General features: G+C 66.0%; 18 protein-coding genes and 1 tRNA gene. 12 read left to right on the forward strand and 7 right to left on the reverse strand.

From position 1 onward, the window contains the following. Positions 1-270: 270 nt before the first annotated feature. The 8 genes from FJQ54_RS02040 to FJQ54_RS02075 all read left to right on the forward strand — a co-directional run bounded on the left by FJQ54_RS02040 (position 271) and on the right by FJQ54_RS02075 (position 9,933). Positions 271-2,871, forward strand: a complete 2,601-nt coding sequence (locus tag FJQ54_RS02040) for an SLBB domain-containing protein (RefSeq protein WP_140926656.1) — start codon at positions 271-273, stop codon at positions 2,869-2,871. Continuing rightward, a complete protein-coding gene (locus tag FJQ54_RS02045; protein WP_140926658.1) occupies positions 2,871-3,896 on the forward strand; it encodes an MraY family glycosyltransferase in 1,026 nt (341 codons plus the stop codon). The genes FJQ54_RS02040 and FJQ54_RS02045 overlap by 1 nt, the downstream gene beginning before the upstream one ends. Before the next feature lie 109 nt (positions 3,897-4,005). Then, positions 4,006-4,080 (forward strand) — tRNA-Gln (locus tag FJQ54_RS02050). A gap of 45 nt (positions 4,081-4,125) precedes the next feature. Further along, positions 4,126-5,172: a LacI family DNA-binding transcriptional regulator gene (locus FJQ54_RS02055; protein ID WP_140926659.1), complete on the forward strand. Its 1,047-nt coding sequence runs from the start codon at positions 4,126-4,128 to the stop codon at positions 5,170-5,172. Between the two features lie 43 nt (positions 5,173-5,215). Continuing rightward, on the forward strand, positions 5,216-6,175 hold the full coding sequence (locus FJQ54_RS02060) for a pyridoxal-phosphate dependent enzyme (RefSeq protein ID WP_140926661.1): 960 nt from the start codon (positions 5,216-5,218) through the stop codon (positions 6,173-6,175). Continuing rightward, positions 6,163-7,308 carry an alanine racemase gene (locus FJQ54_RS02065; protein ID WP_140926663.1) on the forward strand — a complete coding sequence of 382 codons (1,146 nt, stop codon included), beginning with the start codon at positions 6,163-6,165 and terminating at the stop codon, positions 7,306-7,308. Before FJQ54_RS02060 ends, FJQ54_RS02065 begins: the two co-directional genes overlap by 13 nt. Next, positions 7,296-8,600 carry an MFS transporter gene (locus FJQ54_RS02070; RefSeq protein ID WP_181159941.1) on the forward strand — a complete coding sequence of 435 codons (1,305 nt, stop codon included), beginning with the start codon at positions 7,296-7,298 and terminating at the stop codon, positions 8,598-8,600. Before FJQ54_RS02065 ends, FJQ54_RS02070 begins: the two co-directional genes overlap by 13 nt. Before the next feature lie 40 nt (positions 8,601-8,640). Beyond that, positions 8,641-9,933: an acyl-CoA dehydrogenase family protein gene (locus FJQ54_RS02075; RefSeq protein WP_140926667.1), complete on the forward strand. Its 1,293-nt coding sequence runs from the start codon at positions 8,641-8,643 to the stop codon at positions 9,931-9,933. Positions 9,934-10,139: 206 nt separating this feature from the next. Here the strand turns inward: FJQ54_RS02075 and FJQ54_RS02080 are convergent, their stop codons facing one another. Beyond that, complete coding sequence (locus FJQ54_RS02080) at positions 10,140-10,745, reverse strand: DUF4126 domain-containing protein (protein WP_140926669.1); 606 nt, start codon at positions 10,743-10,745, stop codon at positions 10,140-10,142. A 100-nt stretch (positions 10,746-10,845) separates the two neighbouring features. Between FJQ54_RS02080 and FJQ54_RS02085 the strand changes: the two genes are divergently transcribed. After that, complete coding sequence (locus FJQ54_RS02085) at positions 10,846-12,675, forward strand: ABC transporter transmembrane domain-containing protein (protein ID WP_235890278.1); 1,830 nt, start codon at positions 10,846-10,848, stop codon at positions 12,673-12,675. 567 nt (positions 12,676-13,242) lie between these two features. Here FJQ54_RS02085 and FJQ54_RS02090 read toward each other — a convergent pair. The 4 genes from FJQ54_RS02090 to FJQ54_RS02105 all read right to left on the reverse strand — a co-directional run bounded on the left by FJQ54_RS02090 (position 13,243) and on the right by FJQ54_RS02105 (position 15,643). Then, positions 13,243-13,668 carry an ExbD/TolR family protein gene (locus tag FJQ54_RS02090; protein WP_140926673.1) on the reverse strand — a complete coding sequence of 142 codons (426 nt, stop codon included), beginning with the start codon at positions 13,666-13,668 and terminating at the stop codon, positions 13,243-13,245. Positions 13,669-13,686: 18 nt separating this feature from the next. Next, a complete protein-coding gene (locus FJQ54_RS02095; RefSeq protein ID WP_235890279.1) occupies positions 13,687-14,157 on the reverse strand; it encodes an ExbD/TolR family protein in 471 nt (156 codons plus the stop codon). A 33-nt stretch (positions 14,158-14,190) separates the two neighbouring features. Further along, a complete protein-coding gene (locus FJQ54_RS02100; RefSeq protein ID WP_140926675.1) occupies positions 14,191-14,910 on the reverse strand; it encodes a MotA/TolQ/ExbB proton channel family protein in 720 nt (239 codons plus the stop codon). Positions 14,911-14,974: 64 nt separating this feature from the next. Next, positions 14,975-15,643, reverse strand: a complete 669-nt coding sequence (locus FJQ54_RS02105) for an energy transducer TonB (protein WP_140926676.1) — start codon at positions 15,641-15,643, stop codon at positions 14,975-14,977. 476 nt (positions 15,644-16,119) lie between these two features. On the opposite strand from FJQ54_RS02105, the gene FJQ54_RS17365 reads away from it, so the two are divergent. Continuing rightward, positions 16,120-16,956 (forward strand): hypothetical protein, encoded by an 837-nt coding sequence (locus FJQ54_RS17365; RefSeq protein WP_181159942.1) that lies wholly within the window; start codon positions 16,120-16,122, stop codon positions 16,954-16,956. Position 16,957: 1 nt separating this feature from the next. Here the strand turns inward: FJQ54_RS17365 and FJQ54_RS02120 are convergent, their stop codons facing one another. Next, positions 16,958-17,356: a dihydroneopterin aldolase gene (locus FJQ54_RS02120; protein WP_140926682.1), complete on the reverse strand. Its 399-nt coding sequence runs from the start codon at positions 17,354-17,356 to the stop codon at positions 16,958-16,960. Next, complete coding sequence (locus FJQ54_RS02125) at positions 17,353-18,153, reverse strand: SDR family NAD(P)-dependent oxidoreductase (RefSeq protein ID WP_235890280.1); 801 nt, start codon at positions 18,151-18,153, stop codon at positions 17,353-17,355. Before FJQ54_RS02125 ends, FJQ54_RS02120 begins: the two co-directional genes overlap by 4 nt. 47 nt (positions 18,154-18,200) lie before the next feature. Between FJQ54_RS02125 and FJQ54_RS02130 the strand changes: the two genes are divergently transcribed. After that, positions 18,201-19,442 carry a mechanosensitive ion channel family protein gene (locus FJQ54_RS02130; protein ID WP_235890281.1) on the forward strand — a complete coding sequence of 414 codons (1,242 nt, stop codon included), beginning with the start codon at positions 18,201-18,203 and terminating at the stop codon, positions 19,440-19,442. A 104-nt stretch (positions 19,443-19,546) separates the two neighbouring features. Then, positions 19,547-20,005, forward strand: a complete 459-nt coding sequence (locus FJQ54_RS02135; RefSeq protein ID WP_140926684.1) for a MaoC family dehydratase — start codon at positions 19,547-19,549, stop codon at positions 20,003-20,005. Positions 20,006-20,027 lie beyond the last annotated feature (22 nt).

The raw sequence follows: 20,027 nt of genomic DNA on the forward strand, positions 1-20,027 counted from the left end.
CCGGAATGGAAAAAAGCGGCGCTGCGAGCGAGGCGGACCGGGTTGCCGCTCAAGAGGTTGCGGATCTGACACGACAGCCATGATGTCGGGATATGACAAGACGCGGGCCTCGGGTTTTGGAACCTGCGATTGACCGGGCTCGCCGGGCTTCATAAACCGCGCGGAAATCTCAGGAGCTTTTCTCTGGTGCGAGTTTCGTTCCAAATTCTGCTGTCGGTCTCTCTGCTGCTCCCCTCTGGTCTCATTGCCCAGAAGGCCGTTGCGCAATCGTTGGACCCCAGCCTCCTGCGCAATCTGCAGACCCAGCTTGGGGCGAGCGAGTTGCCGCAGGCAGATTCGGGTGTTCAGCAGCCCCTCTCGACCGGAGAGGTTTCGCTGCCGGGCAGCCGCATCGACACGCTGGAAGAGCAGGAGGTTCGCCGGGCCGAGGCGCGTCGCCAACTGCGCGACATCTACATGCCATCCGAAGTCGAGCAGGATTATCGGCGGCGGCTGGGCGACAAGCAGTTGCGCCAGTTCGGTTATGATTTCTTCCAGTCGGCACCGCCGCCGACCGGCACGCGTGCCGGGGCGATCAGCGACGAATATGTGCTGGGCATCGGCGACCAGATTCAGGTGAGTTTCCGGGGCGCGACGAATCGCACGCAGACGGTGCGGGTCGATCGTGACGGCAAGATCGTGGTTGGAGACCTGCGGCCGATTCCGGCTGCGGGGCGCTCGCTTGGCAGCGTTCGCAACGATCTGGCGGCGGAAACCAAGCGGACCCTGCTGGCGACGGACGTTTATGTGTCGGTGGGCGAAGTCCGCGCTGTCAGCGTGTTTGTTGGTGGCGAGGTGGAGCGGCCGGGCCAGTATAGCCTGACATCCTTGTCGGACGTCGGCACGGCGCTGGCGCAGGCGGGGGGCATCCGCCGCTCGGGGTCGCTGCGGCAGGTGCGGATCGTGCGGGCCGGTGGCGGCACGGTGAGCGTGGACCTTTATGGCCTGCTGGGGATCGGCGCGCCGCCCAGCGTGCGGCTGCAGGACGGCGACAAGGTGATCGTGCCCGTGATCGGGCCGACGATCGCCGTGACGGGGGCAGTCGCCCGCCCCGGCATTTACGAGCTTCGCGGTTCCTCGTCGGTGGGTTCGGTTGTGGGCTTTGCGGGCGGGGCGATCCGGCAGCGGGGTGCGCAGGTGGTGATCAGCCGCATCGGGCCGGACGGCACGGAAAGCTTCATCAAGGCCGCAGGGACCGGGGCCACGGTGCTGGCGGGCGATTCCGTGCAGGTGCTGGCCGGGTCGGCTGGCGGCGCGGTCGGGCGGGTGCAGCTGCAGGGCTTTGTAGACAATGCCGGCGCGCGGCCGCTGGTGGCGGCAGGCACGGTGGCCGAACTGGTCGGCTCGCCGTCGGACCTTCGCAGCGACACCTACCAGCTTGGCGCGATTCTGGTGCGGCGCGATCCCTCCAGCGGGGCCCGGCTGTTCCAGATGGTGAACCTCGCGCGCGAGCTGAGGGAGCGCAACTCCACCCCGCTGCAGAGCGAGGACCAGCTGTTCGTCTTTTCGCGGGCGGATATCGCTTTCATGAACAGCGTGGCTGTGCGTCAGGTGGTGCTGGGCCAGCCCAATCCCATGCCGCAATGCAAGGCGCTCGACCGGTTGGCGACCTTGGTGAAAGACACTGAAGCCGCGCGCTTCAATGCCGTTACCCGTTCAGGACTTGTCGTGATCTCGAACGAGGGAGCTAAGCTTGGCGCAGTCGGTACGGCTCTTGGGCAGACGAGCCGCCGGACCACGGACATGGCTGTCGCCGGGACGCAAACCCGTCGGGCAGAGGAAGACAAGATTCCGGAATGCCCCAAGGTGTTCGAGGATGAGCCTGAGTTGCTGCCCGTGCTGATCGAGCACAGCATCAGCATCGGCGGTTCGGTGCGGCGGCCGGGTGCTTATCCCGTGGGTGAACTGGCCTCTGCGCGCGATCTGTCTCTGGTGGCAGACGGCCTGCTGGTCGGCTCGCGCGATCTGGTGCTGGATATCAACCGCAGCGTCGGCGGGCCGACCGAGCGGGTGCAGATCGACGGGAGCGGTTCCATGATGTCGCTCACGACGCTGGCACCCGGCGATGACATCCGCTTCAACGCCCAGCAGGGCGCGTTTGAGGGGTCGGGCGTGTTGCTGTCTGGCGAGGTGGCGCGGCCGGGGCTTTATTCCATCCGCAAGGGGGAGAAGCTGTCGGAACTGCTGCAGCGCGCGGGTGGGCTGACGAACTATGGCTATGCCTATGGTGCCATCTTTACCCGCCGCAGCGTGAAGGAAGCGCAGGAAGAAGGCTTCCGCCGGACGGCGCGCGAACTGAACAACAGCCTGCTGGCGATTGCCGCGCGCTCCAGCTCGTCGAGCGGAGACGGTCTGGCCGGGGCGGCCGCGCTGATCCAGACTCTGGGAACCACCGAAGCTCCCGGCCGGATGGTGGTAGAGGCCGACCCGCGCGTTCTGGAGCTGCGGCCGGATCTGGATACGATCATGGAGCCGGGCGACAGCATCTTCATTCCGAAGCGGCCGAACTATGTGCTGGCGCTGGGCGACGTGAACAATCCGGGCGCGCTGCAGTTCGTGGAGGGCAAGTCCGCGCAGAATTACCTGCGCGAGGCGGGCGGCATGCAGCGCACCGCGGATGACAATCGCGCCTTCATGGTGCTGCCCAACGGCATGGCGCAACCCATTCGTGCCAGCGGGCGCGGCGGCGGCACGCCGCCTCCGGGCACGACGATCATCGTGCCGAAGAATATCGATCCCCTCTATCGCCTGTCGGTGTTCAGGGACGTGACGACGATCATCGCCCAGCTTGCGACCTCCGTTGCGACTGTGGCCGTGCTGGCGACCAACTGATGATCGCCAATCTCGCATTTGCCCTTTCCGGCGCGCTGATCGCGCTGCTGGTTTCGCTGTGGGCGGTGCCGATCGGCACGCGTCTGGGCCTGCTGGATTTCCCGGACCCGGCCGGTGGACGGAAACTGCATGCCAAGGTTACGCCGTTGGTGGGTGGATTGGCGCTGGTGCTGGCTGCTGCTGCTGCCGTCGTCGCGATGTTGCTGTTGTTCCCGACTATTCCTCGTCGCGTGTTGTTGTGGTTTCTTGTCACCGTGACGGGGCTGTTTCTGGTCGGCGCGATGGATGATCGCATGGGGCTGACGGCGCGGACACGCCTTGCAGTTGCCTCGATGTTTCTGCTGGCGGCGATTGCGCAGGTGCCGGATTTCGCCGTTTCATTCCTGTTGTTCGCCGGTCAGGAGGATTTGTTCCTGTTACCCGGCCTGTTGGGGCTGGGCTTCTCGCTGCTGTGCTTTGTGGGCCTGCTGAACGCCGTGAACATGGCGGACGGGAAGAATGGGCTGGTGATCGGTCAGGCGCTGATCTGGTCAGCAATCCTGATGCTGCGGCTGCCCGCGCATATGTTGCCGCTGATGGCGGCGATCGCGGGCGCGCTGGCCGTGCTGTTTGTGTTCAACATGAAGGGCCGGCTCTTTCTGGGCGACAATGGCAGTTATGGCCTGTCGGCGATGTTCGGGCTGCTGGCGATCTATGCGTGGAACCATGGCTTTGCCGACATCCATGTGGACGACATCGCGCTGATCTTCGCGGTTCCGGTGTTCGATACGCTGCGGCTGATCGTGTTCCGCCTGTGGCAGGGCAAGAGCCCGTTCACGCCGGGGCGGGACCATTTGCACCATTATCTCTACGCCCGTTGGGGCTGGCCGCGGCCTTTGGCGTGGGTGTTGCTGCTGGTGGCGGTGCCCAATCTGCTGGCCATTGCGTTCCCGGGCACGGGGCTGGTGTGGCTGATCGTAACATTCGTCGCCTATTTCGGCCTGCTGTGGGCGGCAACGGCTTCGCCGCGCGCACGGACGGCCTGAACCTGCAATTCGGGGCTTGAAGCGCCCCGATGTTCCAGCTATCAGCGCGCCTCCGGACGCACCGGCCCCCGGCTCAGGCTTGGGTGGCGCAGCGCCGGACAGCCGGAATTGGGGTGTAGCCAAGCGGTAAGGCAGCGGTTTTTGGTACCGCCATTCCCAGGTTCGAATCCTGGCACCCCAGCCACCGGCCCGGCTTCAAACATTCATCGGACATCGCTATATCAGCGCCATGAATCGGCGGCGAAGCGATGCGAACGGGCAGAATTGGCCCACCTCCTTCGATGTGGCCTGTGCAGCCGGCGTGTCTCAGCCCACGGTTTCCCGCGCGTTGCGCGATGATCCGTCCGTCAGCGCGGAAACGCGGGAGCGGGTGCAGGCGGCCGCCCGCGCGCTGAATTACCGGATCGACAGCCGGGCGGCGCGGCTGCGCAGCGGCTCCACGGGCACGCTGGCGGTGGTGATCCTGACGCAGCCGGGGCAGGCGCGGGCGCGGGTGAATCCCTTCTATTTTGCGCTGCTGGGGGCCATCGGCGCGGCGGCGTCTGACAGGGGGTTTCACCTGTTGTTGTCGTTTCAGGACAGCGCGGCCAATTTCCGCAGCGATTATGAGCAATCGCATGAGGCTGACGGGCTGATCGTGATCGGCAGCGCGGCGCATGCGGCAGGGTGGGATCATTTCAACGCGGCGCACCGGCAGGGCGCACATGTGGTGGCATGGGGTGCCCCGGAAGATAGTTTGCCCACCATTCGTTGCGACAATGCGGAGGGCGGGCGGCTTGCGGTGGCGCATCTGGCGGCCAGCGGGCGGCGGCGTATCGCCTTCGTGGGGCCGGGCTGGGATGGCCATGTCGCCTTCCGGCTGCGGCGCGATGGTTATCTGGCGGCCGTGGCGGAAGCCGGCATCCAGCCCCTTGAAAGCCGGGCCATCAGCAATGGCAGCCGGGAAGAGCAGGGCGAGGCCGCCGTGCGCGGGCTGCTGGCGCAGGATGCGCAGTTCGATTCGGTGTTTGCCGCATCCGATCTGCTGGCGCTGGGGGCGATGAAGGCGCTGCGGGATGCCGGGCGCTCCATTCCGGACGATGTGGCCGTCGTCGGCTTTGACGGCATCCTGTCTGCGCTTCACAGCACGCCCGCGCTTTCCAGCGTGGAGCAGGACAGCGAACTGGCCGGGCGACTGCTGGTCGACGCCCTGTTGGACCGGATCGCGGGGCGTGAACCGGCGCCGACGCCCATTCCGATGCGGCTCGTGGTGCGGGAAAGCTGCGGCTTGCGCTGACGGCGTTGACCGGGGCGGTTTCGCACCGCAATGTCCGCCGCGCATGACAACAGCCCCCACGTTCGCGGACATCCGCATCGCCGAGACGCGGATTGCCCCGCATGTCCACCGCACCCCCATCCTGACGAGCCGGGTGATCGACGAGATCGCGGGATGCCGCATTCTGTTCAAATGCGAGAATTTGCAGCGAACCGGCGCGTTCAAGGCGCGTGGCGCGTTCAATGCGGTGTTGGCGCTGTCGGCGGAGGAGGCCGCGTGCGGCGTGGTGACGCACAGCAGCGGCAACCATGCCGCAGCGCTGGCGCTGGCGGCGCGGGAGCGGGGGATCGACGCGCATATCGTGATGCCGAACACGGCACCTGCGCCGAAGAAGGCGGCGGTGGCGGCCTATGGCGGGCGTATCGTGGAGTGCGAGCCGACTCTGGTGGCCCGGCTGGCGGCGGCCGAGGCCATTGTGGCGGAAACGGGCGCAACGCTGATCCCGCCGTTCGACAACCGTCTGGTGGCGGCGGGGCAGGGGACGGCGGTGCTGGAACTGATCGCCGACGCCACCGAGCAACTGGGGGCGATCACCTGCCCGGTGGGCGGCGGCGGGCTGCTGGCGGGCACGCTGGTGGCGGCGGCCGAACTGTTGCCGGGCGTGCCGGTGATCGGGGCGGAACCGGCCATGGCGGATGACGCCGCGCGCGGCTTCCACAGCGGGCGGATCCAACCGCAGCGTCTGCCCGTCGCCACCATCGCCGACGGGCTGACGACATCGATGAGCGACATGACCTTCGGGGTGATGCGCGAGTTGGCCCATGATGTGGTGACGGCTTCTGAAGCGGCGATCGTGGAGGCGATGCGGCTGATCTGGGCGCGCATGAAGATCATCGTCGAGCCGAGCAGCGCGGTGCCGCTGGCGGCGATTCTGGAAGGGGCGTGGAAGCCCGGCCAGAAAGCGGTGGGGATGATCCTGACGGGCGGCAATGTCGATCTGGACCGGTTGCCGTGGAACCGCTGAGCGATTTTCTGGCGAAGCTCAGCGTGCCGCGCACGCCTGCGCTGGTGGTGCGCCGCGCTGCGCTGGAGGCCAATCTGGCGGCGATGCAGGCGGCGTGCGATGCCGCCGGGGTGAAACTGCGGCCGCATGGCAAGATGGCGAAATGCAGCCGCCTGTCTCTGCGGCAGCAGGAACTGGGTGCGGTGGGCGTCTGCTGCCAGACGGTGGGCGAGGCCGAGGCCTATGCCGCAGCCGGGGTGAGCGATCTGCTGATCTCCGCCCCGGTGCCGCCATGGGGCTGGCCGGTGCTGGCGCAACTGGCCGGGCAGGGCGTCCGCGTATCTGCCGTGGTGGACAGCGAGGCGCAGATCGCGCTTGCCCCGCCGGGGATCAGCCTGCTGGTGGATGTGGATGGCGGGCAACACCGCAGCGGCGCGCGCTTCGAGGATGTGCCCGCGCTGGTCCGCGCGGTGCTGGATGTGGGGCATCATTGGGGTGGGCTGCAATGTTATGTGGGCACTCTGCAGGCCGATCCGGGGCGCGGGCCTGCCCATGCGGCGCTGATGGCGCGGCTGCGGGCGCTGGTGGAGGCGTTGCGAGCGGACGGGATGGACCCGGCCTCTGTCACCGGTGGCGGCACCGGGACTGCACCGCTGGATCTGGCGGCAGGCGTGTTCACGGAGATTCAGGCGGGGTCCTATGCGCTGATGGATGTCGCCTATGGCAAGGCGGGCGCGACCTATGAAACCGCACTGCTGCTGGCGGCCAGCGTGGTGTCCGCCCAATGGAAAAGCCATGTGACCATCGATTCCGGGCTGAAGGCGCTCTCTGCGGACGGGCCGCCCGCGCGGATATTGGCCGGAGCCCCCGAAGGCTCCCGCTTCTTCTTTCAGGGCGACGAGCATGGCGGGTTGCTGCATCCGGCTGCGGCGGAGGCCATGAAGGCACAAGGACTGGCGGCGGTGGAAGTGCTGGAAGCGGACCCCGCCTTTGCCCGGCCCGACTGGCCCGCGGACGGCAGCCTTGTGTGGCTGCAGCCCGGCCATGTCGATCCCACGGTGAACCTGCACGACGCCCTGTGGATCGCCGACGAGGATGGCGCGCTGGAGCGTTGGGCGGTGGATGCGCGAAGGACGACGCCTTGGCTCGACTGACGCGGCAGGAGGCGGCATGGTCGCTGACGGAGGCTGCGAACGAGCCCTATTTCAACCTTGTGCAACGCTATGTGTTCGCGCCCTATTTCGCGGGCACACTGGCCACGAGTCAGGCACAGGGCGCGAGCATCTGGGGCTATGCGTTGGGCCTGTCCGGCCTCGCCATCGCCATTCTGGCACCTGTGCTGGGGTCGATCGCCGATTCCGGTGCGCGGTTGAAGCCGTGGCTGGCGGGCGCGGGGGCGCTGGCCTTTGCGGCTTCGCTGGCGCTGTGGTTCGCCGCTCCGGGCACGGCGCTGATCCCCGTCGCCTTCACCGTGATACTGGGGATGGTGGCGGTGGAGCTGATGACGCAATTTTCCAACGCCTTTCTGCCCGTTGCGGCCCGTCCGGCGCAGATGGGGCTGCTATCCGGCCTGTCGTTCGGGATCAGCCAGATTGCGGGGATGGTGGTGTTGCTGATTGTGCTGGCGCTGGCCTCTGCCACGCCGGGCTGGCTTGCAGCCGTGCCGCACGGGGTGGACAGGATCGCCGGGCCGATCGCGGCGGTATCTGTGCTGCTGTTCCTCTCCCCGTTCCTGATCGTCGCGCGGGATCGGGTGGCGACGCAGCGGCCTTCGGTGCGGCAGGGGCTGGATGATCTGAAGGCGACGCTGCGCGAGGCGTGGGCGGATCGCAACATGCGGCTGTTCCTGATCGCGCGCATGGTGTCCGCCGATGGGATGGCAATCATCTTCGGTTTTGGCGCGGTGCTGGCGGCCGCCATGTTCGGCTGGAAGGCCGATACGCTGGCACGCTTCGGGCTGGTGATCACCAGCTTCGGGGTGATCGGCGGCTTTTCCGGCGGTTTCATCGATGGCCGGATCGGATCGAAGAAGCTGACCCTGCTGGGGCTGGCGCTGATGGCCTTCGGGGCAGCCTCTGTGATGTTGACGGACGGCAGCCGCCTGTTCGGCATCGAAACCGGCGTGCCGCTGGGCGCGCCCCTTTCGACCCCGCAGGAATGGGGCGTGATGGTGGGCGGGGCGTTCATCGCCGCCGGGGCCGCCTTTTCCATCGCCGGAATGCGCACGATGATGGCGATGCTGGCCCCGCCCGCGAACGTGGCGGCCTATTTCGGCCTGTTCGCCTTCGTGGGGAAGGCCACCGCCTTTGTCGGCCCTACGCTGGTGGGGCTGATGGTCACGCTGACGGGCAGCATCCGGCCGGGAATCGCGCTGGCGATCCTGTTTCTGGGCATCGCGGGCCTGTCGCTTTCGTTCGTGCGCTCCCCAATTCGCCAAGTGGATTGAAGCCTTCCCTTGCGCAATGTGCGCGCCGAGGGAGAGTGACATGGATTTTGCGCTGCCGGCCGATCTGCAAGCCTATCTGGCCGAACTGGACGCCTTCATCGAAGCCGAGATCAGGCCGCTGGAGCAGGCGGACGACAATATCCGCTTCTTCGATCATCGCCGCGAATGGGCGCGCACCGATTTCGAAAATGGCGGGCTGCCGCGCCACGAATGGGAAGCGCTGCTGCGCGAGGCGACGATCCGCGCCGACAAGGCCGGGCACTGGCGCTTTTCCGCGCCGAAGAAATATGGCGGCAAGGATGGTCACAATCTGTGGATGGCGGTGATCCGCGATCATTTCACCCGCAAGGGGCTGGGGCTGCACAATGATCTGCAGAACGAACATTCGATCGTGGGGAATTTCCCCTTCGTCGCCATGTTCGAAACCTTCGGCACCGAAGCGCAGAAACAGGAATTCATCCTTGGCATGTTCGCGCGCGAACGTATGGTCGCCTTCGGCCTGACCGAGCCGGACCATGGCTCCGACGCGACGCACATGGAAACCCGCGCGGTGCGCGAAACGCGCGACGGCGTGGACGGCTGGCTGATCAACGGCGAGAAGATGTGGACGACCGGCATGCATGTCGCCACCCACTGCGCCACCTTCTGCCGCACCTCCGGAGAAGATGGCTCCGCGCGCGGGATCAGCTGCCTGCTGGTGCCCAGCGACACGCCGGGCGTGAAGATCGAGGAATATCTGTGGACCTTCAACATGCCCACCGATCACCCCCGCGTGAGCTTCACCAACGTGTGGGTGTCGGATAGCGCCCTGCTGGGCGCGCCCGACGCCGGGCTGTCGCTGGCGCAGAGCTTCGTGCACCAGAACCGCATCCGGCAGGCAGCCTCCTCGCTGGGGGCCGCGACCTTCTGCGTGGAGGAAAGCGTGCGCTATGCCCGCGAGCGCAAGCCATTCGGCGAGGCCTTGTCCAAGAATCAGGCCATCCAGTTCCCGCTGGTGGAGCTGGCCACCCAGTGCGAAATGCTCCGCCTGCTGATTTATAAAACCGCCTGGCAGATGGACCAGATCCCGCACGAAGCCATCGAGCACCAACTCTCAGACAAGATCAGCATGTGCAACTATTGGGCGAACCGGCTCGTCTGCGAAGCCGCAGACCGCGCCATGCAGGTGCACGGCGGCATCGGCTATTCCCGCCACAAACCCTTCGAGCACATCTTCCGCCACCACCGCCGCTACCGCATCACCGAAGGCGCGGAAGAAATCCAGATGCGCAAAGTCGCCGCCTACCTGTTCGGCTACCTCGGCCCGCGCAAGGCGCTGTTCGCGTCGGCGTGAGGGGGAGGAGGCAGGGGCTCTGCCCCTGCACCCCGCAAGGGGCGTGACGCCCCTTGACCCCCGAAGTTTTGGGAAGAGGCCCCCATCGCAGGAAGCGCAGCCCGCACGTCACTGCTCGGGGGCCTCTTCCCAAAACTTATGGAGGTGCAGGAGGGTCACCCTCCTGCTGGGGGTGCAGGGGGCAAAGCCCCTTGCCTTCCTTCCCCTCAGACCGACGGATCGCGGGGTTTGAACAGGTCGCTGATGTCTTTCACGAAGCGGCGGACGGCGAAGAAGATGCCGATGGTGGCGGCCAGCAGCAGCAGCGCGAGGATCAGGGCGATCCATGGGTTGGCCAGTGCGATCAGCAGGATGGAGGTGGTGGTGACGTCTTCGGCGGTGGACATCACCACGTTGGAGACGGGTTCCGGGCTGGCGTTCATGGCGACGCGGGTGGTGGCTTTGGCCCCATGGGTGAGGAAGGCGGAGCCGCCGCCCAGCAGCAGCACGACGATCTGCCAGACGGGCTGGGACGGATCGATGATGGCGAGTGCGAGCAGCGCGCCGCCCAGCGGGCGAATGAGGCTGTGCACGCCATCCCATGCAGTATCGACCCAGGCAATCTTGTCGGTGAGGAATTCGGCGACGGTGCCAAGGAAGGCCACGCCCAGCACCCAAGGGTTGCCCAGCAGTTTCAGGCTGGCGAGATGTTCGGGCAGCGGGATGATATCGAACCGCATTGCCAGCCCGGCGACGAGCACCGCGGCATAGAGCCGCCAGCCCGCGAGCAGGCTGAAGCTGGCGGCCATCGCGATCAGTTCAGTTGGACCCATGCGCGTTTCCCCCTGTGGCGGACTGTGCGCGGATGCGCGGGATTTGCAAGCGGGAACAGGGGCGATTGAGGCTGGGCGGCGGAGCGCCTATCTGGGGCGGGTGAACGCGCCTTCTCCCCCCCCGCCGCCCCGATCCGACAGCCGTGCGCATGAGGCACCGCCGTCGCGGAAACTGTCCAACCTTGCGCTGCTGTGGGGCTATGTGCGGCGTTACCCTGCGCAACTGGCGGCGGCGCTGGCAGCGCTGATTGTGGCGGCGAGCGCCACGCTGGCGATCCCGCAGGGCTTCAAGCTTGTGGTGGACAAGGGCTTCGGGGCGGGGGAGGGCGCGAATATCTCGCCCTATTTCATGGGCTTGCTGGGCATCGTGCTGGTGATGGGGATGGCGACTGCGGTTCGCTTTTACTTCGTCAGCTGGCTGGGCGAGCGGGTGGTGGCCGATCTGCGGCGCGATGTGCAGGCGCATCTGGTTCGGCTGGACCCGGGCTTTTTCGAGATTAACCGGCCGTCTGAAATCGCCTCCCGGCTGACGGCGGACACCAGCATCATCGATCAGGTGGTGGCGACGTCGGTGTCTGTGGCGCTCAGGAACCTGTTCATGGGTGTGGGCGGCATCATCTATCTGTTCGTGCTGAGCCCCAAGCTGACGGGGCTGATGCTGATCGTGATCCCTCTGGTGATCCTGCCCATCGTGCTGATGGGGCGGCGGGTTCGCACCCTGTCTCAGAAGAGCCAGGACCGGGTGGCAGATGTGGGATCCATGGTGTCGGAGGTGCTGCGCGCCATCAAGGTGGTGCAGGCGTTCGGCGCGGAAGAGCGGGAGACGCAGCGCTTCGGCGGTGCGGTGGAGGCGGCGTTTGCAACCGCGCGCAAGCGCTTCAGCCTGCGCGCGGGGATGACGGCGATCGTGATCACGCTGGTGTTCGGGGCGATCACGCTGGTGCTGTGGGAAGGCGCGCGCGACGTGATCGCGGGCGAGATGTCTGGCGGGACGATCACCGCCTTTGTGCTGGCGGCGGCCATCGTGGCGGGCGCTTTCGGGGCGCTGACGGAAGTCTATGGCGATTTCCTGCGCGCGGCTGGAGCGTCGGCGCGGCTGCGCGATCTGTTGGCGGAACGCCCGACGATCAGCCGGCCGGACCGGCCGCAGGCCCTGCCGCTGCCGCCCGAGGGGCGGCTGGCGTTTGAGCATGTGGCCTTCCGCTACCCCAGCCGCCCCGAGATGGCGGCGCTGCGCGATTTCACGCTGCAGGTGGCACCGGGTGAGCGGGTTGCCGTGGTCGGGCCGTCGGGTGCGGGCAAGAGCACTTTGTTCCAGCTGGTGCAGCGCTTTTATGACCCGAGCGAGGGCCGGTTGCTGATGGATGGCGTGGACCTGAGGCTGGCCGATCCGGCCGAGGTGCGGGCGCGGATCGCCATCGTGCCGCAGGAAGCCGTGGTGTTCATGGGCACTGCGCGCAGCAATATCCTCTATGGCAGGCCCGACGCGAGCGAAGCGGAGGTCTGGGCGGCGGCCGAGGCCGCCAACGCCGCGACCTTCCTGCGCGCGCTGCCCGGCGGCCTGGACACCGAACTGGGGGAGGGCGGGTCGCAACTGTCTGGCGGGCAGCGGCAACGAATCGCTATTGCGCGGGCAATCCTGAAGAATGCGCCGATCCTGTTGCTGGATGAAGCGACGAGCGCGCTGGACGCGGAGAGCGAGGCGGCGGTGCAGGATGCACTGGAACGGCTGATGCAGGGTCGCACCAGCCTTGTGATCGCGCACCGTCTGGCGACCGTGAAAGACGCCGACCGGATCGTGGTGATGGATGGCGGCGCGATCGTGGAGGTGGGCCGCCATGACGAGCTGGTGGCGGCCGGTGGGCTGTATTCGCGGCTGGCAGGGTTGCAGGCGGTGGGTGCTGAGGCCGGGGGTGCGTTGAGCCGCTGAGGTGCCTGGTTTGTGGTGCCGGAGAGGTGCCTGATGTTGTGAGCCGAAAGTGGGCTGTTGCCTGCTGACGGTCATTCCCGTCGCGCGGGCGTTGCGAGCTGGCCGGTCTGTACAGAAAGGGCCGCCCCGTTCTTTGTAAACCCGTCGGCCTTTCGGCCTTTGCCGCCGCTCGTCTCCCCGCTCAGCCTTCCCTCCGCTCGCTCAGCCTTCTCTCCACCCGCTCAGGCTGAGCTTGTCGAAGCCCCATGGAGCATGTGCGCCGACTCGTCCGTTGCTTTCACGTCCGGGGCTTCGACAAGCTCAGCCTGAGCGGAATGTCGGCGTGAGTGGATCATCACAGCCTGAGCGAGGTGGGGGGTGGGCGGAGGGGCCGGCCGGCGGCTGAGCCGCCGAGTCCGGCTGTGGGTTGAAGAGCAGCAACAAGGAAGAGGCCGGCAAGCCGGCCCGTCGGACACGCAAAAAAAAAGGCGGGGTCGAGACCCCGCCTTTCTTTTCGTGCCGGCCGTGGGAACCGGCGAGTCCGCGAGTTAAGGCTTCGCCTTAATCGCGGCCGCCTTGAAGCGTCCGCTACGCGTACGCTTCATTCCCGACGAACCCCATCTTCGTGATCCCGGCCTGTTGAGCCATCGCCATCACCTTGTTGACGATCTCATACTTCGCCAGCTGATCCGGCTTCAGGCGCAGCTCGGGCTGCGATTCCGCCGGTTGGATCTGACCCACCTGGTTCAGGAAGGTTTGCAGCTGTTCCAGGGTCACTTCCTGATCGTTCCAGTAGATGGTGTTCAGGAAGTCGATGTTCACCTGGTTGAAGTCAGGCTTGATGTTGTTCGGCAGGTTGCTCGGCGGTGGCAGATCCAGCTTGGTTGCGTGGGTCTGCACCGGGATGGTGATGATGAACATGATCAGCAGCACGAGCATGACGTCGATCAACGGCGTCGTGTTCATGTCGCCCATCGGCTTGTCGCTATCACCGCCGCCCATAGACATAGCCATAGTTATTCTCCCGGATTCTTAACGGGTTGGCACAGTGCCGGGGAGCGGATTCGAGATGAAGCCGATCTTCTGATAGCCGGCGCGCTGCATGGCGAAGATAGCCCCGCCAATGCAACGATACTCGGCATTCGCATCGCCCCGGATATGGACTTCCGGCAGCTCGATCTTGGTGCCCGCAGCCTTCTGCTTCTCGACCTCTGCGAGAAGGTAGGTAACGCCCTTCTCGCGGAGTTCATCAGTCGAGCCCAGCTTCTGGAGGCCCCAGAAGATGTCGCAGTTGGTGTCAACCGACAGCGCCACATTCTCTGGCTTCGTGGCAGTCGGGATGTTGTTGACCTTCGGGATCTCGACCGGAACGGTCTGGATCACGACGGGCACCGTAATCAGGAAGATGATGAGCAGAACCAGCATCACGTCCACGAGGGGCGTGGTGTTGATTTCCGACATCAGGGCGCCTTCTTCGTTGTCGCCCCCTACGCTCATTCCCATGGGTAATTCCCCTTGGCGGAGTGTGAGATGCGCTTACTTCTTCACCGGAGCGGCGGCAGGCGCGGCGGGAGCCGGACGAGCGATACGAGCGCCCGACAGCAGGTAACCGTGCACGTCGGCAGCGAAGGTGTTCAGCTTCTCCAGGATCGACTTGTTGCGGCCTGCGAGATAGTTGTAGCCAAGCACGGCAGGCACGGCGACGGCGAGACCGATGGCGGTCATGATGAGCGCTTCACCGACGGGGCCGGCGACCTTGTCGATGGCGGCCGAACCGGACATGCCGATGTTCACGAGCGCGCGGTAGATCCCGATAACGGTCCCGAGCAGACCGATGAACGGAGCCGTGGCGCCGACCGAAGCGAGGAAGGACAGGCCCGAGTTCAGCTTGCTGGAGATGAGGCCGGCCGAACGGTTCAGCGTCATCGTCACCCACTCGTGCTGGTCGATCTGGTCGGTGAGCTTGCCTTCATGGTGATCGAAGGCGCGCAGGCCATCGTCAGCCAGCTGGCGGAACGCCGAGTTCTTGTCGATCTTGGCGATGCCTTCCTTCAGGCTGGGGGCGGACCAGACCTTCTTTTCCACCTCAGCGGCTTCGGCCATCAGTTTCTTCTGTTCGAACCACTTGGTGAACATGATGTACCAGGAGACGATCGACATCAGCACCATGATGCCGAAAATCGTCTGGGCGATGATCCCGCCTTGTTCGAGTGCGGCAACGAGGCCGTACGGGTTCTCAGTGGTGACAGCAGCCATTGTTTAGTCCCTCTAGCGTAAATGGATTAATATCAGTGAATTGATCGAGGAGCCGAGCCGAAACTCAGCGCCGGCCTTCCTGGAGTTGCCAGCGATAGTTCGTGCGGAACTCCGATTCGACGGCCTGACCTTCCTGGGTCGCCGGCTTGAACCGCCAGCGGCGCTGGGCGATCTGGCAGGCGCGATCGTCGAGGCGGCTGAAGCCGCTCGAATTGGTGATCGTGCAGGATTTCACCCGGCCATCGGTGCCGACAACCACCATGACTCCGGTGGTGCCTTCTTCACCCGCACGGCGCGACGCATCCGGATAATCGTCTTCCGTCACTTCGCGGTTGCGAGCGTTGGGGACGGCCCGGGTGGGCGCGACCGTCGGAGCCGGCGGAGCCGGCGGCGGAGCCGGGGGTGCCGGCGGCGCCACGGTCGGCTGCGGTTGCGGCACGGCCGTTTGCGTCGTGATGGTCGGCGGCGGCGGAGCCGCGGTTTCGATCTGCACATCCGGCGGCGGAACGTAAGGCGGAATGTCCTCAAGTTTCGGCGGCGGCGGCGGCGGCTCATCCGGCGGCGGGGCCGGTTCTTCGATATTCACCGTCTCAAGCGGGCCGGTGATCACTTTCACGGCCTTGATCGCAAGGCCGGAAATCAGGGCGTAGCCAAGCAGAACGTGGAGCACGCCGACCGCAATGATCGCGTACCATGTTCGCTTGCTGATGCCTTCCTCTTGCAGATACGACATAGGCTCAGTGCCACTCCCTCTCAGCTGCGCGGCCCCCGTTCGGGAGGCTGCCTGCCCAGTTCAAACGCGCCCCTTCGAAAAGGGCCGCGGTTCTGCTCCAGAATCAGGTGGATCACGCCTTTTCGGCAACGACCGACACCGACCCTGCTGTCATCTGGTCCCGATCACGCCCCCCACAGGCGCCCGGCCCTTGCCATTGCCACCGGTTCCCATGCGGGAGACAGCGAAACGACAAGAACCAGTCAGATAGAACGTCCGACTCGGACGCCCCCTTACCGGCTGACCTTCCAGGCGCGCAACTTGATTGTGTCCGCAACCAATCCGTACCCGCGCCGCGGCTCTTTATGGCCGCACTACCCTTGTTGTCCCCTGGGCATGCATCAGGCCGGATCGCGGCAAACTGCGACCCAGACGCAGTTTTGATACCGTCCGGCTCTTTCAGCCGCAACCGCTTTTCGTGTAACTCCGCTTCCACCATGCTTTTGCTGCGCATTTCATCAAGTTTTCTGCTGCTGACGGCCGTGCCGGCTGCCGCGCAGACCCCTTTGCCCGGCAATTTTGCCCCGGCCCCGCTTTCCTGGACGGACCTGGCAGACCTTGCGCTGGCCAGCCCAACCGTCATCCGGGCGAGCGTGAACCGGGTGGACCGGCTTTCGAAGCGGGAAGCACCGGATGTGCCGCCGGGCGAGGTGCGGGCGCTGGTGCGGGCGGACCTGTCTGCGGCGCTGGCGTCTCCCACGGTGCTGCCCGCCGAGGCGGCGTGGCGCTGGCAGGGCGGCACGGATGCCCGCGGGCGTCCGCCGTTCGGCAAGGGGGCCGATGTTCTGCTGTTCGCCAGTCCGTTGAGCGGCGGCGGCGATCCATCCGTACAGCCGTTACAATTGACGGGCCGTTACGGGCAGCAACCATGGAGCGCGGACTCCGAAGCGGTCGTGCGCGATGTGCTGAAGCAAGCGCTGCAGCCGGGCGCGCGGGGGCTGATGGTGACGGGCGTGCGCGACGGCTTCTTCAGCGAGGGCGAGGTGGCGGGCGCTTCGGAAAGCCAGTTCTTCCTGCGCACCGAAGGCGGCGCGCCGCTGACGCTGGTGGTGCGGCGCACGCCGGGCCAGCGCCCGCAGGTGCTGGCGACGACGGGGGAACTGGTGGACAGGGCGCAGCCGCCGCAGCCGCGCACCCTGCTGTGGCGCGGGCTGGCCTGTGGCATGCCGCAGCAATTGCCCGCCACGCTGGCCGCGAATCCGGCGCTCACCACCGATTGGGCGGCGGCGCGGCGGATGATCGGGGCCTGCGGGCGGACCTTGCCGCAGGCCTAAATCAATCCGACGAAAGCGTGACGCCCACCGAACGCGCATCCGGATACACATCCGGTTTACGCAGCGTGATGGTGAGGCCGGCGACGCCCGGCCGCGAGGCGACCATGTCGAAGATTTCCTGCGCCAGCGTTTCCTGCAGGTTGAAGCGGCGGCCTTTCAGCAGCCCCTGAATCCCGCCGCGGATGAAGTCATAGTTCCAGCTCGCTTCGCGCGTGTCCGCCTCCGGCCAGTGGGCGAGATCGATTCGGACATGCACCGTCGCCAGCAGCCGCTGTGGCGTGCCGACTTCGAAATCATGGAAGCCGATGTCGGCCAGCAGTTCCAGTTCCTCAAGGAACACTTCATGGGTGCGCGGCGCGAGTGCGGGCTGGCGCCCGTCTGTCAGGGGAATCACGGTCATGGGGCGGCCATATAGGCAACATCGCGCGGAAGCGCGAGGAAGCGTTGGCCGCCGTCGATCACCAGCGTCTGCCCGGTGACGGTGGGGGTCTCCACCAGATAGAGCAGTGCGCGCATCAGATCGGACACATCCACGCCCCGGCCCAGCGCGTTCATCACATGCGCCTGTTCGAAATTCTGTCGGCTTTGCGGGCCGGAAACCAGCGTGACTGACGGCGCGATGGCGTTCACCCGGATGTGCGGGGCCAGCGCACGGGCGCTGAGTTCGGTGGCACCGGCAAGGCCCACCTTGGAAATGCTGTAGCTGAAGAAATCCGGGTTGGGGCTGGAGAGTTTCGCGTCTGACAGGTTCACGATCAGCCCGCCCTTACCTTCGGGCAGAGCGGCGGCGAACGTCTGCGACAGCAGCACCGGGGCCAGCAGGTTCACCGCCATCTGCCGCTGCCACAAGGCGAGATCGATGCTGCCGAAACTGTCCTCTATGAACAGCGAGGCGTTGTTCACCAGTAGGCGGGGCGGGGCGGGCAGGGCGGCGAAGATGCGCGCAGGCGTGTCCGGCTCTGCCAGATCGGCGGAGACGATCAGTGGCTCTGGGCAGCCTTCCGCGACGAGTTCGGCGGCGAGCGCCTCTGCCTCAGCCCGCGAGTTGTTGCAGTGAATCGCCAGCCGGAAGCCGCGCCGGGCGAGCGCCGTGCCCAGCGCCCGCCCCACGCGCTTCGCCGCGCCGGTGACAAGCGCGATGGGGGGCGTGCCATCGTCTGTGGTGAATTCGGCCGGGATGCTCATGCCCCCAGCCATAGGGCGCGGCATTTGCGTCGGCTAGGGGGCTGGGGCAAGGAAGCGGAATGTCCATGCTCGACCCACTCGCCGAAGCGCCGGCCAAGGCTGCCACCGGTCCCCAGCTTGCCGAAAAGGCCAATGGTGATCTGAAAAGCCTGCCGGATCAGGTGGAGGGGCTGACCATTGAGCTGTTTCACTGGCTTCGGACAGACAGCCTCGGCCTTCTGGCCGGGGTTGCGGTGGGGCTGGTTCTGTATGGGTTGTTCTGGGGCGTCCGGCACATCGCGCGGCGGCGGCTGCGCCATGTGGAGACGGGCAGCTTCACATGGGTGCTGCTGAAAGTTGCAGCGCGAACGCGCAGCTTCTTCATGGCGATGGCTGCGGCGCAGATCGTCAGCAACTTGTTCGCCACGCCGGAGCGCTGGACGGCGCTGATTTCCTTCCTGTTCACCGTGGCGGCCGCCGTGCAGGGGGCCTTCTGGGTTCGGGAATTCCTGCTTTCCATGGTGGAGCGCAAGGCGGCCTCCCGCGCGGACGACGCCAATCTGGCGTCTGCGATGGGGGTGGTGACGGTCATCATCAACGTGGTGGTGTGGGCCTTCGCCGGGATCATCCTGCTGGACAATCTGGGCGTGAACGTCACGGCGCTGGTCGCCGGTCTAGGGATCGGTGGTATCGCCATCGGTCTGGCGGCGCAGGGGATTTTTTCCGACTTGTTCGCCGCGCTTTCCATCCTGCTGGATCAGCCGTTCCGGCGCGGCGACACCATTCAGGTGGGCGGGCCGCAGGGGGTGGTGGGCACGGTGGAACATATCGGCATGAAAACCACCCGGTTGCGCGCCGTTTCCGGCGAGGCGGTGGTGATGTCGAACGCGAACCTGCTGAACCAGCAGATCAACAATTTCGCCGATTTTTCGCACCGGCGCGTCGTGCTGCTGATCGAGGTGATCTACCAGACCGATCCCAAGTTGCTGGAGCAGATTCCCGCCGAATTGGAGCGGATGGTGAACGCCATTCCCGATTGCCGCTTCGATCGCGCGCACCTGATCCAGTTCGCGACATCCGCGCTGGATTATGAGCTGGTGTTCATGGTGGAGCGCCCGGACCTGAAATCCATGTTCGATGCGCGGCAGGCGGTGATGATCGCCATGGTGCGCCGCTTTGCCGAACTGGGGATCGCCTTCGCCTTCCCCTCGCAGACAAGCTATCTCGCCGGGCCGGACGGGCACATCTTCGACCCGCATCCGCCGATGGGCGGGTCTGCGAAGCAGCCGATTCGGGCGCGCAAGGCGGCCGCCACTGACTGATGCGCCAGCCCACCTGAGCCAGCCTGTCTAAAGCAGGGTTGCGTGAGGGTGGGGCAGGGGGCAAGGACGGCCTCATTCGGAACAGCCAATTTGGGGAGAGAGACATGGCGCGCGCATTGCCGCTGGCGGACTATCTGGCGCTGAAGGGCACGGATCTGGGCACGTCGGACTGGATTCTGGTGGATCAGGCCCGGATCGATCAGTTCGCCGAGACCACCGGCGACCATCAATTCATCCATGTGAACCCGGAACTGGCGAAGAAAACCCCGTTCGGCACCACCATCGCGCATGGCTATCTCACGCTCTCTTTGCTGTCGGCAATGGCCTATGACGTGCTGCCCGGGTTGCAGGGCGCGAAGATGGGCGTGAACTATGGCCTGAATTCCGTGCGCTTCCTGGCCCCGGTGAAAAGCGGCAAGCGGGTGCGCGGCCAGTTCACCATGAAGGACGTGAGCGAGCGTTCGCCCGGCGTGCTTCAGGCCATTGTGGAGGTGAAGGTGGAGATCGAAGGCGAGGACAAGCCAGCGCTCGCCGCCGAATGGGTGACGCTGACCTATATCTGAGGCCTTTGGGGCCAACAGTTTC

The organism is Sandaracinobacter neustonicus (assembly GCF_006385875.1).
Lineage (GTDB): Bacteria > Pseudomonadota > Alphaproteobacteria > Sphingomonadales > Sphingomonadaceae > Sandaracinobacteroides > Sandaracinobacteroides neustonicus.

Bases quoted from the DNA above. Each gene is read 5' to 3' on its own strand.
- FJQ54_RS02045 (WP_140926658.1), top strand. From the start codon at position 2,871: ATGATCGCCAATCTCGCATTTGCCCTTTCCGGCGCGCTGATCGCGCTG.
- FJQ54_RS02055 (WP_140926659.1), top strand. From the start codon at position 4,126: ATGAATCGGCGGCGAAGCGATGCGAACGGGCAGAATTGGCCCACCTCC.
- FJQ54_RS02060 (WP_140926661.1), top strand. From the start codon at position 5,216: ATGACAACAGCCCCCACGTTCGCGGACATCCGCATCGCCGAGACGCGG.
- FJQ54_RS02075 (WP_140926667.1), top strand. From the start codon at position 8,641: ATGGATTTTGCGCTGCCGGCCGATCTGCAAGCCTATCTGGCCGAACTG.
- FJQ54_RS02080 (WP_140926669.1), bottom strand. From the start codon at position 10,745: ATGGGTCCAACTGAACTGATCGCGATGGCCGCCAGCTTCAGCCTGCTC.
- FJQ54_RS02090 (WP_140926673.1), bottom strand. From the start codon at position 13,668: ATGGCTATGTCTATGGGCGGCGGTGATAGCGACAAGCCGATGGGCGAC.
- FJQ54_RS02095 (WP_235890279.1), bottom strand. From the start codon at position 14,157: ATGGGAATGAGCGTAGGGGGCGACAACGAAGAAGGCGCCCTGATGTCG.
- FJQ54_RS02100 (WP_140926675.1), bottom strand. From the start codon at position 14,910: ATGGCTGCTGTCACCACTGAGAACCCGTACGGCCTCGTTGCCGCACTC.
- FJQ54_RS02105 (WP_140926676.1), bottom strand. From the start codon at position 15,643: ATGTCGTATCTGCAAGAGGAAGGCATCAGCAAGCGAACATGGTACGCG.
- FJQ54_RS17365 (WP_181159942.1), top strand. From the start codon at position 16,120: ATGCTTTTGCTGCGCATTTCATCAAGTTTTCTGCTGCTGACGGCCGTG.
- FJQ54_RS02120 (WP_140926682.1), bottom strand. From the start codon at position 17,356: ATGACCGTGATTCCCCTGACAGACGGGCGCCAGCCCGCACTCGCGCCG.
- FJQ54_RS02125 (WP_235890280.1), bottom strand. From the start codon at position 18,153: ATGGCTGGGGGCATGAGCATCCCGGCCGAATTCACCACAGACGATGGC.
- FJQ54_RS02130 (WP_235890281.1), top strand. From the start codon at position 18,201: ATGTCCATGCTCGACCCACTCGCCGAAGCGCCGGCCAAGGCTGCCACC.
- FJQ54_RS02135 (WP_140926684.1), top strand. From the start codon at position 19,547: ATGGCGCGCGCATTGCCGCTGGCGGACTATCTGGCGCTGAAGGGCACG.